13 protein-coding genes and 2 rRNA genes (1 of these 15 cut by a window edge) are annotated in these 17,248 nt (G+C 45.5%); 6 read left to right on the top strand and 9 right to left on the bottom strand.

Annotated elements, in window-relative coordinates:
* Positions 1 to 5 precede the first annotated feature (5 nt).
* The 3 genes from leuB to fabR form a co-directional block, all read right to left on the bottom strand.
* The gene (leuB, locus tag ACSLBF_RS00580) at positions 6 to 1,079 is read right to left on the bottom strand and encodes a 3-isopropylmalate dehydrogenase (protein WP_440054711.1); all 1,074 of its coding nucleotides are present in this window, start codon (positions 1,077 to 1,079) and stop codon (positions 6 to 8) included.
* A complete protein-coding gene (gene leuA, locus ACSLBF_RS00575; RefSeq protein WP_440054710.1) occupies positions 1,076 to 2,629 on the bottom strand; it encodes a 2-isopropylmalate synthase in 1,554 nt (517 codons plus the stop codon). The genes leuB and leuA overlap by 4 nt, the downstream gene beginning before the upstream one ends.
* A gap of 366 nt (positions 2,630 to 2,995) precedes the next feature.
* Positions 2,996 to 3,613, bottom strand: a complete 618-nt coding sequence (gene fabR / locus ACSLBF_RS00570) for an HTH-type transcriptional repressor FabR (protein WP_440054709.1) — start codon at positions 3,611 to 3,613, stop codon at positions 2,996 to 2,998.
* 126 nt (positions 3,614 to 3,739) lie between these two features.
* On the opposite strand from fabR, the gene ACSLBF_RS00565 reads away from it, so the two are divergent.
* Both ACSLBF_RS00565 and sthA read left to right on the top strand, forming a co-directional pair.
* Complete coding sequence (locus ACSLBF_RS00565) at positions 3,740 to 4,873, top strand: acyl-CoA desaturase (RefSeq protein ID WP_440054708.1); 1,134 nt, start codon at positions 3,740 to 3,742, stop codon at positions 4,871 to 4,873.
* Between the two features lie 61 nt (positions 4,874 to 4,934).
* Complete coding sequence (sthA, locus tag ACSLBF_RS00560) at positions 4,935 to 6,371, top strand: Si-specific NAD(P)(+) transhydrogenase (RefSeq protein ID WP_440054707.1); 1,437 nt, start codon at positions 4,935 to 4,937, stop codon at positions 6,369 to 6,371.
* 48 nt (positions 6,372 to 6,419) lie between these two features.
* On the opposite strand, the gene ACSLBF_RS00555 is transcribed toward sthA, so the two are convergent.
* Together ACSLBF_RS00555 and ACSLBF_RS00550 are read right to left on the bottom strand one after the other, a co-directional pair.
* Positions 6,420 to 7,655 (bottom strand): hypothetical protein, encoded by a 1,236-nt coding sequence (locus ACSLBF_RS00555; protein WP_440054706.1) that lies wholly within the window; start codon positions 7,653 to 7,655, stop codon positions 6,420 to 6,422.
* Positions 7,636 to 8,286, bottom strand: a complete 651-nt coding sequence (locus ACSLBF_RS00550) for a methylamine utilization protein (protein WP_440054705.1) — start codon at positions 8,284 to 8,286, stop codon at positions 7,636 to 7,638. The genes ACSLBF_RS00555 and ACSLBF_RS00550 overlap by 20 nt, the downstream gene beginning before the upstream one ends.
* Positions 8,287 to 8,463: 177 nt before the next feature.
* Between ACSLBF_RS00550 and ACSLBF_RS00545 the strand changes: the two genes are divergently transcribed.
* Both ACSLBF_RS00545 and ACSLBF_RS00540 read left to right on the top strand, forming a co-directional pair.
* Positions 8,464 to 10,497 carry a glycoside hydrolase family 97 protein gene (locus ACSLBF_RS00545; RefSeq protein WP_440056165.1) on the top strand — a complete coding sequence of 678 codons (2,034 nt, stop codon included), beginning with the start codon at positions 8,464 to 8,466 and terminating at the stop codon, positions 10,495 to 10,497.
* A 115-nt stretch (positions 10,498 to 10,612) separates the two neighbouring features.
* On the top strand, positions 10,613 to 10,810 hold the full coding sequence (locus ACSLBF_RS00540; protein ID WP_440054704.1) for a hypothetical protein: 198 nt from the start codon (positions 10,613 to 10,615) through the stop codon (positions 10,808 to 10,810).
* 109 nt (positions 10,811 to 10,919) lie between these two features.
* Here the strand turns inward: ACSLBF_RS00540 and ACSLBF_RS00535 are convergent, their stop codons facing one another.
* Complete coding sequence (locus ACSLBF_RS00535; RefSeq protein WP_440054703.1) at positions 10,920 to 12,332, bottom strand: glycosyl hydrolase family 18 protein; 1,413 nt, start codon at positions 12,330 to 12,332, stop codon at positions 10,920 to 10,922.
* Between the two features lie 244 nt (positions 12,333 to 12,576).
* Between ACSLBF_RS00535 and ACSLBF_RS00530 the strand changes: the two genes are divergently transcribed.
* Entirely contained in the window at positions 12,577 to 13,233 is a 657-nt protein-coding gene (locus ACSLBF_RS00530) for an XRE family transcriptional regulator (RefSeq protein ID WP_440054702.1), read from the top strand.
* 15 nt (positions 13,234 to 13,248) lie between these two features.
* Here the strand turns inward: ACSLBF_RS00530 and ACSLBF_RS00525 are convergent, their stop codons facing one another.
* Complete coding sequence (locus ACSLBF_RS00525; RefSeq protein WP_440054701.1) at positions 13,249 to 14,424, bottom strand: MFS transporter; 1,176 nt, start codon at positions 14,422 to 14,424, stop codon at positions 13,249 to 13,251.
* 186 nt (positions 14,425 to 14,610) lie between these two features.
* Between ACSLBF_RS00525 and ACSLBF_RS00520 the strand changes: the two genes are divergently transcribed.
* Entirely contained in the window at positions 14,611 to 15,312 is a 702-nt protein-coding gene (locus ACSLBF_RS00520) for an AraC family transcriptional regulator (protein ID WP_440054700.1), read from the top strand.
* A 409-nt stretch (positions 15,313 to 15,721) separates the two neighbouring features.
* Here the strand turns inward: ACSLBF_RS00520 and rrf are convergent.
* Both rrf and ACSLBF_RS00510 read right to left on the bottom strand, forming a co-directional pair.
* Positions 15,722 to 15,836, bottom strand: a 5S ribosomal RNA gene (gene rrf / locus ACSLBF_RS00515).
* 116 nt (positions 15,837 to 15,952) lie between these two features.
* Positions 15,953 to 17,248 (bottom strand): 23S ribosomal RNA (locus tag ACSLBF_RS00510); it runs 1,586 nt beyond the window's last position.

The raw sequence follows: 17,248 nt of genomic DNA, 5'->3' as shown, positions 1-17,248 counted from the left end.
CCTTCTTATAACCTGTCAACAATCGCCTGCGCGACATCCATTGTGGTGCAACCTGCTAATGGATAAATATCGGGCGTCCCCACACCATCTTTCACCGTTTCAGCAACCGCTTTTTCTATCGCTCTAGCCGCTTCATCTTGTGATAGAGAGTAGCGCAGCATTAATGCCGCACTTAAGATCTGTGCAATCGGGTTGGCAATGCCTTTACCCGCAATATCTGGGGCCGATCCGCCCGCTGGTTCGTACAAGCCAAAGCCTGACTGATTTAAACTCGCCGATGGTAACAATCCCATTGATCCTGTGATCATCGCGCACTCGTCAGACAAAATGTCGCCAAATAGGTTATCGCACAGTAATACATCAAACTGACTCGGCTGCTTAACCAGCTGCATTGCAGCATTATCAATATAGATATGCTCTAACGTCACATCTGGATATGCCACAGCGACTTCTTCCACCACTTCACGCCACAGTACGCTGGTCGCTAATACGTTCGCCTTGTCCACAGAAGTCACATGGTTGTTACGCAATCTGGCGGCATCAAAGGCAAAGCGCGCAATACGCTCAATTTCAGCACGAGAGTATGTTTGCGTATCAAACGCGGCTTCTTCGCCACCAGTGCCTGAGCGTCCTTTATCACCAAAGTAAATGCCGCCGGTAAGCTCTCGTACACACAAAATATCAAAGCCTTGTTGGCTAATATCGGCTCGCAATGGGGATGCTGCGCTCAATGCGGGTAACAACTGCGCTGGACGCAGATTACAAAACAACTGAAAGTGCTTACGCAATGGCAGCAAAGAAGCTCGTTCTGGTTGTTGCTCAGGGGGTAAATGCTGCCACTTAGGACCACCCACCGAGCCGAATAAAATGGCATCAGAAGCCTCCGCCGCTTCTAATGTTTCAGCGGGTAAAGCTACACCATGTTGATCAATGGCTGCACCACCGACTAAGTGTGAACTCTTGTTGAGCGTAAAATTAAATATTTCCGATACCTTATCAAGGACCAATTCCGCAGCCTGCATAACCTCAGGGCCGATACCATCTCCGGCTAAAATGGCGATTTTGTATGATTGACTCATCCTGCTTTCCTTTGTTGTTTTAGACTTGATACTCGTTGTGCTCTATCAATTAAGTTATAAACGCGGATCATGGCGCGCACCGACGCCTCGACGATATCTGCGGCTAGGCCCATACCGTGGTACTGCTTGCCATCGTATTTAGCGATAATATCTACCTGCCCTAATGAACTCGCCCCTTGCCCTGTCGCATCTAAGTTGTATTCAATCACATCCACTGCCATGCCAGTGATCCGCGCGATGGCCAAAAATGCCGCTTCCACGGGACCGTTACCAGTAGCAGCTTCTTGTTTCAAGTCGTCTTGAATGGATAGACCAACAGTGGCACTAGCGATGGATTGTGAATTAGAGGAAGCATTGACGAATTGCAACTTGTAACGATCGTCTTGGGCATTGATTTGGTTGAAGTAAATCATCGCCTCTAAGTCGTAGTCGTACACCGTCCCTTTTTGATCAGCCAACTCTAGAAAGCTTTGGTATAAGCTGTCCATGTCGTAGTCTGATTTTTGATAACCTAGCTCGGCTAAGCGATGTTCAATGACATGACGGCCAGAGCGCGACGTCATATTCAATTGATTGCTTGGTACGCCGACAGTTTCTGGCGACATGATTTCGTAAGTGTTTTGCGCTTTTAGTACACCATCTTGGTGAATACCTGAACTATGCGCAAATGCGTTTTCACCAACAATAGCTTTGTTTGGCTGTACTGGCATGTTGCAAATTTTCGCCACTTGACGTGAAGCACGATAGATTTCTTCGCTGCGAATATCGGTGTATACCTGTAAGTGGTCATGACGCATTTTCATGATCATCGCCACTTCTTCTAACGAGCAATTGCCAGCGCGTTCACCGATGCCATTGATAGTACATTCAATTTGTCTCGCACCGGCTTGCACCGCAGCAATCGAGTTAGCAACGGCTAAGCCTAAATCATTATGGCAATGAACACTCAGACGCGCTTTATCGATATTTGGCACATTGTTGCGAATATGGTGGATCATCGCAGCATACTCATCGGGCGTAACGTAACCGACGGTATCAGGCAAATTGATGGTCGAAGCACCTGCGTCAATTGCAGCTTCCACAATACGACATAAATCAGCATGTGGCGTACGTCCAGCATCTTCACAAGAAAACTCAACATCATCGGTATAGTTTCTCGCTTGCTTAATCGCTTTCACTGCCATGCTGGTTGCATCAGCAAGGCTCATACGCAGTTTATGTTGCAAATGAAGAGGACTGGTCGCAATAAAAGTATGAATACGACTTTGCTCAGCGGGCTTTAGCGCTTCTCCGCACGCTTCAATATCTTTTGCCACAGCTCGAGCGAGCCCGCATATAGCAGGACCTTTCACTTCCGCCGCAATACGTTGTACAGCACGAAAGTCCGCCGGGCTAGAAACCGGAAAACCAACTTCCATCACGTCAACGTTAAGTCGACTAATTGTGTGCGCCAGTTGTATTTTGTCTTCTTCTGTTAAGCTGGCTTTTAATGCCTGCTCACCATCCCTCAGCGTCGTGTCAAAAATCCAAACTTTATCTTGCATACCCATTCCTCAGCCAAAAAAAACCCCGCGATGTGCGGGGTGTCTAATGTTTATGTTGCTCAACTTACACAACTACACTCCACCCCTACGGTTTACCAGTAGCAGGTTAAGGAGAAGTGAAATGCGGTTAAAAAATGTCATTGAGCTTGAGTTACCTGTTGATGAATTGGCTATGTTTTAACATGCTTCAGAAAGGCATTACAAGCATAAAATTTCCATTTTTTGGATTGAAAACTGTTTAGAAAAGGAAGCTTAAGACCTAAAAAAACAAATTTAGGAATAAAAAACACCCATTGATTGATATCAGTGTATAGCTGGCAAGTAATGAGACTATCTTATGGATTTTATTTACTTACCAGAAAAGTTGGATTTTTATTGGCTTGAGGACGATTTGGCGTAACCACTTGCGCCTTTGGCGATATATCGTAACTGCCATTTCAACCGTTCGGTTAATTCAGCACGCTGCTGCGGATCTTGATCTAACGCTTCAGCACCGGCACTAAATACCAATGTCACCATCGCTTCCGCCTGCATGTGAGCGTGATAAGCATCGACATGCGTTTCAGTTTCAAGATAGTGGGCCAACTCTAAGATAAAGTGTTTGATTTCTCTGGCTACGGCGGCGCGAAATGCTTTTGAAGTACCTGAACGTTCGCGCAACAATAGTCGAAACTGGTTACTGGACTCTTCGGTAAACTCCATAAATGTGTGTACCGATGTATTAATCACACTGCCCCCTTTGGCAATACGCTGCCTAGCTTGACGCATTAGCTGTCTAAGCGTCAATCCAGCCTCATCAACCATGGTTAGTCCCAGCTCATTCATATCTTTAAAGTGACGATAAAACGAGGTCGGGGCGATACCTGCTTCACGTGCAACTTCACGAAGGCTCAAATTAGAAAAACTATGCTCAGCACTCAATTGGTTAAACGCCGCTTCTATTAAGGCTTGTCGTGTTTTTTGTTTCTGCTGGGCACGTACTCCTGCCATCAGTCCTTCTCCGGTCAGTTCGTTTTTAAGGGCAATAAACCGCAGTCTAATACTTGACGGGAGAAGAATGAAATATTATTTTAGCGTACAGCTGTACGCTGAAATTTAAATCTTTAGAGAATCTCGATGAAAAAACCACCTCTCATTTGGACAAACGTGCTGTTTTTCAGTTTGTCTTTTCTAGCAGCCGTAACCCTAGTTCCGTGGTACGGATTTGAATATGGTTATACCACCAGCCATTGGTTCGCCTTTATTGGCTGCATGTTTTATGCTGGCCTGTCGATCACAGCAGGTTATCACCGGTTATGGGCACACAAAGCCTATGATGCCCATCCGGTTGTCCAATTTATTTTTGCATTAGGTGGCGCGTTTGCACTACAAAACAGCGCCTTACATTGGAGCAGTGATCACCGTGTTCACCACGGTCAAGTGGATGATCCCGTCAAAGATCCGTATGCTGCAACCAACGGCTTTTGGTACAGCCACATTGGCTGGATGTTACGTGATTACCAGGGGGAGAGTTATGGTGACTACAGTAACGCCAGAGATCTACAGCGCAATAAAATCGTGATGTGGCAGCACAAACATTACATGAAGCTAGTGTGGACCACTAATATAGGTATTCCACTGCTGTTAGGGTTGTTACTTGGTGATATATTCGGCATGTTGTTGCTAGCCGGTGTACTGCGTTTGGTGTTGAGCCAGCATTTCACTTTCTTTATCAATTCTCTCGCCCACATTTGGGGCAAACGCCCATACACAGAAAAAAATACGGCTCGCGATAACGGCTTCTTAGCGCTACTCACTTATGGGGAAGGTTATCATAACTTTCATCACATTTTTGCCAGTGACTATCGCAATGGCATCCGCTGGTACCACTACGATCCAACCAAGTGGCTGATCCGTACTTTTGCCGCCGTTGGACTAGCCAGTAAACTAAAGCGCACGCCGGTTGAACGCATTGAAAAAGCCAAAGCTGAAACCTTACTGCAAAAGACCCGTGTCCGATTAGCAACATTGCCTTTAGCACAAGATAAACTTACATTGTTACAACAAGAGTATGATTTACTTCTCAAAAAACTTCAGACATTCTGTGCTATACAAAAGCAAGTATTAGAAGCGAAGAAACACGCGATGCTCGAGCAATGTGAGCAATCTGCGTTACGACAACAATACAGAGAATTAGAACAAGCTTGGCAAAACCAAAAACAAGCTTGGCTAGCATTAAATTCGAGGCTGCTAAACCACGCAACAAGTTGATCAAGGTAGCCTCCACTTAGCCGCTCAAGGCGGCTAAGTTTTAGTTCAAAGGGGCAAATTCGTGAGTAAAAAAGTCACCGAGCAAAATAGTGAATTAACGGCATCCTATCAATACGATGCCGTTATTATTGGTACTGGTCCTGGCGGTGAAGGCGCGGCCATGAACCTATCGAAAAGCGGTAAAAAAGTCGCCGTCATTGAAAAGCAACATGCTGTCGGCGGCGGCTGTGTGCATTGGGGTACGATCCCATCAAAAGCCTTACGTCACTCAGTCAGCCGCTTAATCGAATACAAAGCTAACCCACTTTATCGCTTTACCGAGCGTCCTCAGCGACATACTTTCCAAGATATTTTGCATCATGCCAGCGACGTGATTTCCAAGCAATCCACGCTACGTTCGAGCTTTTATGAACGTAACCGCATCCACCTATATCAAGGTGATGCCAGCTTTATTGATGCACATACCATCAAGGTAAGTCACCAAGATGGCAGCCACGAGACGCTCACCGCGAAAACCATCGTTATCGCAACCGGTTCACGCCCTTATCGCCCACCTGGAGTAGACTTCACACACCCGCGGGTGTATGACAGTGACACAATTTTAAGCCTGACTCACAATCCACAACGGGTGTTAATTTATGGTGCGGGGGTTATCGGTTGTGAATATGCATCTATTTTCAAGGGGCTAGGCGCTAAAGTTGACCTAATTAACACCCGCGACCGCTTGTTGGCGTTTATGGACGCTGAGATCTCTGATGCACTGAGCTATCATTTTTGGAATAGCGGCATCGTGATCCGCCATAATGAAGAGTTTGCCAAAGTTGAAACCCACGATAATGGTATTGTGTTACACCTGCAATCAGGCAAAAAAGTACGCGCCGATTGTATTTTATGGGCCAATGGCCGTTCTGGTAACACCGAAACCTTAAATTTAGACTCGGTCGGCTTGAAGGCAGATAAACGCGGTCAGCTCAAAGTGAATGAGCATTATCAAACCGACGTTGATAATATTTATGCGGTTGGCGATGTTATCGGATACCCCAGTCTAGCAAGCGCGGCATTTGACCAAGGCCGAATCGCAGCCAACGCCATTGTCCATGGAACTTGTGATGACCGGTTAATTACCGATATTCCGACGGGTATTTATACTATTCCAGAAATGAGCTCAGTTGGTAAGACCGAACAAGAGCTCACCGCGGCCAAAATCCCTTACGAAGTTGGACGCGCACAGTTCAAACATTTAGCGCGCGCGCAAATCACGGGCACAGAAGTTGGCAGCCTGAAAATTTTATTCCATGCGCAAACGAAAGAAATTTTAGGTATTCATTGCTTTGGTGAGCGGGCCTCTGAAATTATCCACATTGGCCAAGCCATTATGGAACAAAAAGGCGGTGGCAATAATATTGAGTACTTTATTAATACCACCTTCAACTATCCAACCATGGCAGAAGCCTACCGTGTTGCCGCTTTAAATGGCGTCAATCGACTGGTGGATTAACAGGTTAAGTTTTGGTGACCGTCGCATGCGATGTGAGGGTCATCATGACTAGAGGTGAAACCGATAATCAACCCCTAATCGCCAGACTTGCTCTGTCTGATTAACCTTCGCACCGAGCCCAGTGCGGTTAGCCACCATCGAGTCGACATACAACCACTCTGCACCTAGTTGCCATGCTTGAGTGACTTCATAACGCAGCGATAAGGTGATACCTTTTCCATCGCTTTGGTTAGGATCAAATTGCCAAGTGTCTTTATCAATGACTTTGAATTGTTCAACCCGGGCGGAAAAACGAAACTGTTGCCAACGGTGGCTAAGCAGTGCAAACCAACTATGAAAGTCGTTATCTACCCCTCGTCTCGGTCCCATTGCGGTATTACCACTCAGACCTTGTACCAACAGTTGAGTTTCTGGTGTGAGCTTGTAACGCCAGGCCACACTTAAAAATTTGCTATCCCAAGCGTATTGCCCTGTTTTATAGTTTACTGCGGCTGGATCGCCGTTGTTATCATACCAGTACACATTAAATTCTTGTCGAACAGATACCTGCCGATGATAGCCTAAGTAGTAACCAAAGCGACCGTCCACCTCTGTGAACGGCTCATCAAACTGTGCCTGATTGGCCAACTGTGGCGCATTTAGTGCGGCAATACCTGCAAAAGCGATCCGCTCGTTAAACACCGTTTGCCTGTCGTGAATTGCAAAGCCACGCCATGCCAATAAGGTCCCTGCAGGATCATTGCCTTTAAAAACCCCCAGACTCGTTTTCCACCCTTGGCCTCGACTACGGCGTGTTTTTGGCTTTTCAAGATTAACTTCGCCGCCAAACGCCCTTACCTCTTCACCCATCCAAGCATTGATAGCTGAATAATGGTAGGTGTAGGGCGATGACCAACCTATATCTGGATTTTCAATAGAAAACTTAGGATAAAAACCACCCACTCTTGCCGACCAGCGAATGCCATTGTTTGGTAATGTTCGATATTGAAGATACAACTCAGTAAAGCCAAGCTTATCGTCTGGATCGGGCTGATATTGCGTAACGCCATGTACGGACCAGCTGCTACCAGCGTCTACACGCCAGTCAAGCACAGCTCGGTTGAGAAGAATATCCGATTCTCCCTTACCAAAACGAGTATTCCCCCACCCTTCATTGTACCAAGCCCTATTATCATCATCCTGCTGCCAACTGGCTTGAACTTGTCCTTGTCCGGAAAACTCAAGTGCGAATACACCCTGACTCACCATCAGCCAAGGAATAAGTTTAATAATCGTCGAATTCATCACTGAAGTCCTCAATAGGAGCCAATAGTTGCTGTTGCAGTTGATAACGGATAACTTGCAGCTCTCTTACCTCAGGTAACAGCAATGACTCTGGCAGCTGTAAGTCTGTAAATCGCTCGTGCCAGACTTGCATGGTCACATTTTTGAGAGCGCTGTTTTCTACCGCTAGAGTAGCCCGCCCATTAGCATCGGTTATGGCAAAAGCGCCAGCGTCTACAACGAGGATATACCCTAGCATCCAGTCATGAATGTTACAGCCCAACTCAACGATACCGGCTTGGTCGAACAAAATGTTTTTAGGATCATCACGGTAGAGCTTGATCTCGAAAGGCTTTGCAGGAGAAAACGAATAAACATGGTGTAGGATAGAGTCAAAGTTTGGAAAACTAACCTGAGCACCTTTGGGCACTATTAATAAATGAGGCGTGAACGCTTTCTCTTTCTGTCCCATGTGGTATGACTCAGCAGCCACAATAGGCGCCAGCCCTTTAGCATTTATCCATACGGCAGCATTTGCCAACGGTGCTCCGTCACGATTAGTTATTTGCACTTCTAGAGCGAATAACGGCTTGCAAAAAGCAGTAAGAAGCAAGCCTAAGCTGAACAACCTCTGACAACTGCGCTTATTCATATATCCTTCCTCTTGTTTTCAATCCCAGCACGCTATCAATTTATGAGACCGGACTGCTGAAACTTCCCATTCATCGCATTTTTCTATGAATACGTATGCAGATTTTTCTGTTAAATCAATATCCAACAGTAAGCTTAGTGTAAATAACAAAGATCACTAGGGACACACATGCGTGCAATTGCATATAGTTTATTAACATTGGGGACCATCAGTACCACCAGTTTGGCGGCGTCATTAGAAGTAACTTCTCCCAATGGCGAGATCTCTGTCGTCATTAGCGACGACAATAATCAACCCAGCTATCAGGTTAGTTTTAATAAACAACCAATTATTAACCCTTCCAAACTCGGTTTTGATTTTGCCAAAGCCCCTTCGATGCGAGATGGCTTAGCTATTGGCGCACATCAACGTAATTCTGTTGACCAATCGTGGCAGCAACCATGGGGTGAATCAAGCGTTATCCGTGATCATCACAATGAACTTGCGGTTACCCTAGTGGATACCGAAAACAATCAGCCCAAATATACGCTACGTTTTCGAGTTTTTGACGACGGCTTAGGGTTTCGCTATGAAGTTGCGCAAAACCAAGCATTAAATATCGTCAGAGAGCTCACCGAGTTTGTTTTTGCTGAAAGTGATAAAAGCACGGCCTGGTGGATACCCGCCAGAGGCTGGAACCGCTACGAATATGTGTACAACACGACCGCGCTGCACGATGCTGTACATGTCCACACGCCATTTACAATGAAAAACAAAAATGGCGTGCATATCAGTGTGCACGAAGCCGCGTTAGTAGATTACGCCGCGATGACTCTAAATCAACGCCGCCCGGGCACTTTTGTTGCCGACCTGACACCTTGGTCAGACGGCATTGCGGTTAAAACTAATGGCAAGTTCAACACACCGTGGCGCACGCTGCAAATTGGTGGTGAGGCCAAAGACTTACTCAATTCTCATCTTATTCTTAACCTGAATGAGCCGAACAAGCTAGGAGATGTTTCATGGGTTGAACCGGGTAAATATATGGGGATTTGGTGGGGAATGCACATCAATAAACACACTTGGGGGAGCGGCGAAAAACATGGCGCAACGACAGAGCGCACTAAGCAATATCTAACATTTGCAGCAGAAAATGGCTTCGATGGGGTATTAGTTGAAGGGTGGAACACCGGTTGGGATGGTGATTGGTTTTTTAATGGAGATGTATTTAGCTTTACTGAGGCATACCCAGATTTTGATATCGACGCCATCGCCAAACATGGCGAGAAAGTCGGTGCTCGTTTAATTGGCCACCACGAAACATCAGGAAATGTCACAAATTATCGAAACCAAATGGAAGCAGCGTTTGCACTCTATGAAAAGGCGGGTGTACGCCAGGTAAAAACTGGCTATGTTGCCGATGGTGGCAACATCAAACGCATAGATGCCAATGGCAATGCCAGATTTGAATGGCATGATGGTCAATTTATGGCAAATGAGTATTTAGATAACGTAAAACTCGCTGCAAAGCATAAAATTAGTATCAATACCCATGAACCTATCAAAGATACAGGCCTGCGTCGCACTTATCCAAATTGGATTGCCCGAGAAGGCGCCCGAGGTCAAGAATTCAATGCGTGGGGAACACCACCTAACCCACCAGAACACGTGCCAATGCTCGCTTTTACCCGCATGTTATCTGGCCCAATGGACTTTACTCCAGGTATTTTCGATATGGGCTTTAATGGTCTTGGTGATCAAACCAACCGCCCACAAACGACTTTAGCGAAGCAGCTTGCTCTTTATGTGGTGTTATACAGCCCAATTCAAATGGCGGCAGATTTACCAGAAAACTACCTTGCCAAACCAGATGCCTTTCAATTCATCAAAGACGTCCCAACAGATTGGGAAAAAAGTATTGCGTTAGCTGGGGAAGTCGGAGACTACGTGGTTTTCGCTAGAAAAGAGCGCAAACATAAACACTACAGCGGTAACGATTGGTTTTTGGGCGCAGTTACCGATGAGCACTCTAGAAATATCCCGATCTCGCTAGACTTTCTTGAGTCGGGTAAAACGTTCGAGGCTCAGATCTATGCAGATGGTGAAAAGGCAGAATGGAAACAAAACCCGTATGAGATGAACATCTATCGTCAAAAAGTAACCAGCAAAGATAAGCTTACCTTGCAACTAGCACCGAGCGGCGGTGTTGCAATTCGCTTTAAAGCGCTTTAACTACCGGGCGGTCGTGTCACAAAGATACGACCGCCGCATCTCGCTATACATTTATTGTGCAATACAGTAGGGTGGAAATGTCTCTTGAAGACATACACATTTAAAGGAAAATAAAATGAAACTTACCCTAGCTAAGAAAAACCTAAAACAATTAGATTATAAAAACAGCCACCTCGCAGTAAAACTAACACCACAAGCGGCAGGTGGTCGTGGTCCAGAAACCGGCAGGTGTGATACCACAAACAATGTTTATTGGTGCCAACGCCCCAGCTCACCCTATATGACATGTAGTGTAATGGAACGCTGTTTGTAAGCAGTGTTTTGAGGCTAGATATTGAAAAATATGCTGTCAGCCTTCTTTTTGAAAATACCCAGCAACCAAAACTCCCTTCCCGATTGCTGAGTCTTTAGTCATACCGTAATTATTGACAGTTATAACTTGGACTTAAGCCTTTCGCGACTTCCCACTTCGCCGTCAATAACGATGCTGGACCATTACTGTCATGTGATAATTCCCAGTTCATGATACCGCCAGCGTTTAACTTGGCGTACTCAGTCTTAGCCCGAATTGTTGGAATACCATTGTAATAGCTACTGCCATCGGTATCTCGACACGCATTTGCTGAGTTTTCTTGTAATAACGTTTTATAGGCTTTCCATGTTGGCCTTGCATAAAATGGCACACCTAACACCGTTTTTTCCTTGGCCAACCCGCGTGCCTGCCAATAAGCAATGGAGTCTTTTGCATATTGCATTGAAGCATGGTTTGCATTGTTAGCGTCATAAGCCATCAAGTTAAGAAAATCGATGTCATCAAATACGGATTCCAACACACCGCCGCCGGTATAACCCAAGGCAACAACTGCGGCGGTCAAAAACTTATTTTCTTGATGCAACGCTTGGCCTAACTCTTTCATCAACAGCGCATAGTTTTCAGCTGATGCGCCAGGATCTGGGTATTCCCAATCCATATCCACACCATCGAGATTGTGACGCACGACAAATGCCATTACTTCCTGAACGAAGCGAGTACGCCCTTGGGCTGAATTAGCGAAGGTTTCAAATGCACTATCATCGCCACCGTTCCATCCACCAATAGCAATGCCAACTTTAACACCTTGGCCATGAGCCGCTGTGACAAGCGCTGTCATTTTATCTAAATTCTCTAATGGTTTTAGGGTGCCGTCTGCGTTCGGTAGCAAAAATGAATAATTAATATGTGTTAGCTTATCAAACTGAATGTCATCCACGCTGCCTTGCCAGCTTGGAAAGTACCCCACAATTTTGAATCCATCGTCAGGAATGGGGTCGTCTGTCACAACGCTGAATGACACCTCGCTTGACTCACTCATCATGTCACTAGCGTCGATTGCTTTAGCATTCAAGGTATGTTGCCCTAAACCTTGAGCTTGCCAAAGATAGGTATATGGCGAGGTTTGATCGGTTGCAACGAGTACATTGTCCATATAAAACTCGACGCGTTCGATTTGTACGCCCTGCGGATGGCTTGCTTCAGCTGATAAGGTTACTGACGATCCAAGGACTAACCTTGCACCAGCGTTAGGAGTCGTAATTTTCACCTCAGGCTTAGGTTGGACTGGCTCACAATCATCTAAATACCTCCAAACATCCCAGGGACCTGAATTGGCAGACGGATCTTGGTTTTGGTTCCACCATTTAGCTTCATAACGTTTAGCTAAATGTTTAACTAGATTTCCGCCTATGTATACCTGCGAAGAGGACCAAGTAGGTAGACCAGTACAGTCTGCCGCTAACACTGGGTGCACCGCTGTGACAAGCGGTATTACCGCTAATAATGTTGTTGTAAATTTCATAACCTTTATCCATGTTGTTGGCCAGTTAAAAACAAGTCACGCTGGCATTTGTTGAATTATCGACTTGCCAGACCAGCGTATCGTATGGATGAATTTTGTACACCTCAGACATATTCGACCATAGTCGAATGCCAATATTAAGAAATACGCTCAGCCTTTAGCCAATCAAACTTGGTACGCTATACAATGGCAACAACTGTCAGTAAGCTTCGCGATAAAATAATCCAATCGTTATCATCGTCTTATGAGTTCTGCTTTTTCTCGTCGATTTGTCACTCTTGTTGAGCAGTTTGCTGGTGGTAATAAACGTCAGTTCGCCCTGCTCACTGGTAAGTCACCCTCTCATATTTACCGTATCTGCAAAGGGCTTAGTCGGCCTTCAATGCAATACCTAGAGCATTTATATACGCTCTTTTCAGTTGACTTAAATTGGTTACTCACAGGGGAGCAACCATCTGAGCAATCTATTAACCAAGTTGCAGACGACCTCACTTTAATTCCTAAGTTAGACATTGAAGCCAGTGCAGGTATGGGAAGCGTCAATGGCTATGAAGAAATCCGTGAGCAATTTGCTCTCAATACCCGCTGGCTCAACAGTCAGCTTGGGGTCTACTCCGATCAACTCGCATTCGTCTCTATTCGCGGCGAAAGTATGCAACCCACTTTGTTTGATGGCGATATGGTGTTAGTTGATTTGTCACAAAACCAGCCCCGCAATGAAGGTGTTTATGTGGTGCAAACAGAAGATGGATTAATGGCAAAGCGTATCAAACCAAAACATAACTTGTTTGATGTGATAAGTGACAACCCTGATTATCCAAACTGGCAGATTAATGCTGAAAACGCGGCACAACATGGTATTGCAGGCCGCGTGGTTTGGTGTGGTAGAGGTATAACTTAAGGGAAGTGAGTTACCTCATACGCCTTTCACCAATTCAACAGGCTGCTTGTCGGTGCTAACGAACTGACTAAGCAGCAAAGAGCATAACGCTAACGCCGCGCCAAAATAGAACACCAAAGATTGATCATATAACCATACAATACCGAAACTAGCAGGGATAACGACAGCTGCGATATGATTGATTGTAAAGCTGACCCCTGCGGTGGCGGCGATGTCTTCTGGTTGCGCAATTTTTTGAAAGTAGGTTTTTAGTGCTATTGCCATGGCAAAGAATAAGTGATCGATAAGATACAGTGCCGCTGCAAAAACAGGAGATTCAACGAGCGCATAGCCAACAAATACCAATATCAATCCAATGTATTCAATGGACAATGTTTTTCGCTCACCAATGCGTGAAATCATCTTACCAATTCTCGGCGCAACAAAAATATTGATAACATGATTTAGCATATATAGTGCGGTGATCTGCGCAACATCAAAGCCGAACTTTTCGACCATTAGAAACCCGGCAAACACCATAAATATCTGCCGTCTCGCACCAGAGAAAAAAGTGAGTACGTAGTACAAACTATATTTTTTACGTAAGATAAGTTTTTTATGTTGAGTAGCATGCTGTGTAAATTGTGGATAGCTTAACGCCATATATGTTGTCAGTAACATACCAGCGATACCAAAAATTGCATAAGTCCATACGTAACCAAGGTTGAACCAGGTAAAGGCAATCCAAATCAATGCGAAGGTCAGTAGCGAAGCGATTGATTTTATCGACATCAGCTGGCCTAGCTTTTCTGGTGCTTCTTCTTTGTTAAACCACTGCAAACTGAGTGACTGATTTAACGTTTCAAAATAATGAAAACCCACAGACATCAGAACCGTTGTAGCATATAAACCATACACGGTCGGAAAAAAGCCAGTCAACGTGACACCGATGCAAAGTAAGCACAAGCTGATCAACGCAAAGCTTTGCTCTTTTAATACCAATAGAATGAATACTGCTGTAAATGCTAAAAACCCAGGAACTTCTCGAAGTGACTGAAGCATCCCAATATGTGCACCATTAAATGCAGCTTGCTCAACAGCAAAGTTATTCAGTAATGCGTTCCAAGCTGAAAATGTCATTGCCATCACAATAGTCGCTAATGCCAAAAAACTAAATGGAGAAGGTGCTAAGCTATCTCGCGTCTGTATCATTATTAATTCCTTCAATTGGTTGCCGATGAATGTTCACTTGGCTAGTATACGAGCATCCCAACTTGTCCTTAATTTGAATTTATGACAAAAGATTTATCAAATAAGACAACCTCACCTTGGTTATCCGTTCAGACTCGATTTCGTAGAGAATCACTAGGCAGACCGGTTATACCTAGAGCTCTGACCATGCCAGCAAAGGAACATGTACAATCACACAGTCATAGATGGGGACAATTAACTTACCTCAGTGATGCAGTAATGACGGTACAAACACCACAAGGCACTTTTGTCATACAACCTCAACAAGCGCTGTGGATACCGCCCAATTTGGAACACGAAACCTTCTGTCGATATGGAGGACACTTTCGTAGTGTTTATATCGATGAAAAGTATGCTGATTTATTAGGGGATTCGGCAAAATGTATTGTTGTTGATAATTTACTAAAGGAAATCATTTTAGAAATATGCACATGGCAAGAAAATTATGAGCAGACACCGTACGTAGAGCGGTTTATTCAAGTCTTTATCGATCAGATAGAGCAAGCGCCTACTAGCGCCTTTTTTATCCCAAAAGCCGAAGAGCCAAGACTTCAAGCGATTGTGACTGAACTCTACTCAAATCCAGGTTGTAATTTGACATTGGCACAATGGGGCGAACGGGTCGGCGCATCTTCAAGAACCCTAAACAGACTATTTGATAAGTGCTTTGCAATGTCTTTTAGTCAATGGAAACAAAGATTAAGGGCAATTCGAGCGGTAGAAATGCTCGCTGCAGGTGAGACACAACAAGCGATTGCGGAGCAGCTTGGATATGAATCCAGCTCAGCATTTAATACGGCATTTAAAAAAGTCTTTAATCAACCGCCCGCAAGATATATGAGAAAGTAGTATTTGTCACGTCGGATGGTGCTGCGCTTATGTCGACCGACCAGGTGTGGTGATGAAAGTATTTTGGTAGGTTGGAAAAGCGAAGCGCCTTCCAACATGGTCAGGTTTGCAAAAGACAAAAAGCAAAAAAACCCGTCGCATTGCTGCAACGGGTTTCTCTTATAAGGCCCTGGCGATGTTCCGCTCTTTTAAATAGAGAGCACATGGCAGCTGCCACACTATCATCAATTGCTACATTGGTTATCGTTGTTTGACGTCGGATGGCGCTGCGCTTATGCCGACCTACCAGGTGTGGTGATGAAAGTATTTTGGTAGGTTGGAAAAGCAAAGCGCCTTCCAACATGGTCAGGTTTGGTAAAGACAAAAAGCAAAAAACCCGACTCTTTCGAATCGGGTTTTTCTAATAATGCCCTGGCGATGTTCTACTTTCACATGGCAGCTGCCACACTATCATCGACGCTGTTTTGTTTCACTTCTGAGTTCGGCATGGGGTCAGGTGGTTCCAAAACGCTATGTTCACCAGGAAATTCTGTTCATCAACAAGCATCCGCTCATCGATATAAAATCTGGAAAGCTTAATTAAATTCTTCGTCTACTTCAGTTTCATCAACTTCTGTCGCTTAAACCACTTTGGCGTTGTATGGTTAAGCCTCACGGGTAATTAGTACGAGTTAGCTTAATGGCTCACACCACTTCCACATCTCGCCTATCAACGTTGTAGTCTTCAACGGCCCTTTAGTGGAGTCGAACTCCAAGTGAGAACTCATCTCGAGGCTCGCTTCCCGCTTAGATGCTTTCAGCGGTTATCGATTCCGAACGTAGCTACCGGGCAATGCAATTGGCATCACAACCCGAACACCAGCGGTTCGTCCACTCCGGTCCTCTCGTACTAGGAGCAGCCCCTCTCAATTCTCAAACGCCCACGGCAGATAGGGACCGAACTGTCTCACGACGTTCTAAACCCAGCTCGCGTACCACTTTAAATGGCGAACAGCCATACCCTTGGGACCGACTTCAGCCCCAGGATGTGATGAGCCGACATCGAGGTGCCAAACACCGCCGTCGATATGAACTCTTGGGCGGTATCAGCCTGTTATCCCCGGAGTACCTTTTATCCGTTGAGCGATGGCCCTTCCATTCAGAACCACCGGATCACTATGACCTACTTTCGTACCTGCTCGACGTGTCTGTCTCGCAGTTAAGCTTGCTTCTACCATTACACTAACCGTACGATGTCCGACCGTACTTAGCAAACCTTCGTGCTCCTCCGTTACTCTTTGGGAGGAGACCGCCCCAGTCAAACTACCCACCAGGCACTGTCCTCAACCCCGATTAGGGGCCTAAGTTAGAACATCAACACTACAAGGGTGGTATTTCAAGGTCGGCTCCACAGAAACTAGCGTCTCTGCTTCAAAGCCTCCCACCTATCCTACACATGTAGGGTCAATGTTCAGTGCCAAGCTGTAGTAAAGGTTCACGGGGTCTTTCCGTCTAGCCGCGGGTACACAGCATCTTCACTGCGATTTCAATTTCACTGAGTCTCGGGTGGAGACAGCGTGGCCATGGTTACACCATTCGTGCAGGTCGGAACTTACCCGACAAGGAATTTCGCTACCTTAGGACCGTTATAGTTACGGCCGCCGTTTACCGGGGCTTCGATCAAGAGCTTCGCATACGCTAACCCCATCAATTAACCTTCCGGCACCGGGCAGGTGTCACACCGTATACGTCATCTTACGATTTTGCACAGTGCTGTGTTTTTAATAAACAGTCCCAGCCACCTGGTCACTGCGGCTCTCGTCTGCTTACGGAGCAAGTCCTTCACAAACAAGAGCGTACCTTCTCCCGAAGTTACGGTACAATTTTGCCTAGTTCCTTCACCCGAGTTCTCTCAAGCGCCTTAGTATTCTCTACCTGACCACCTGTGTCGGTTTAG

The organism is Pseudoalteromonas sp. T1lg65, assembly GCF_051930985.1.
In the GTDB taxonomy this organism is placed as follows: domain Bacteria; phylum Pseudomonadota; class Gammaproteobacteria; order Enterobacterales; family Alteromonadaceae; genus Pseudoalteromonas.
Note: the sequence above shows the minus strand (reverse complement) of the source record. Positions and strands in the feature narration are given on the sequence as shown.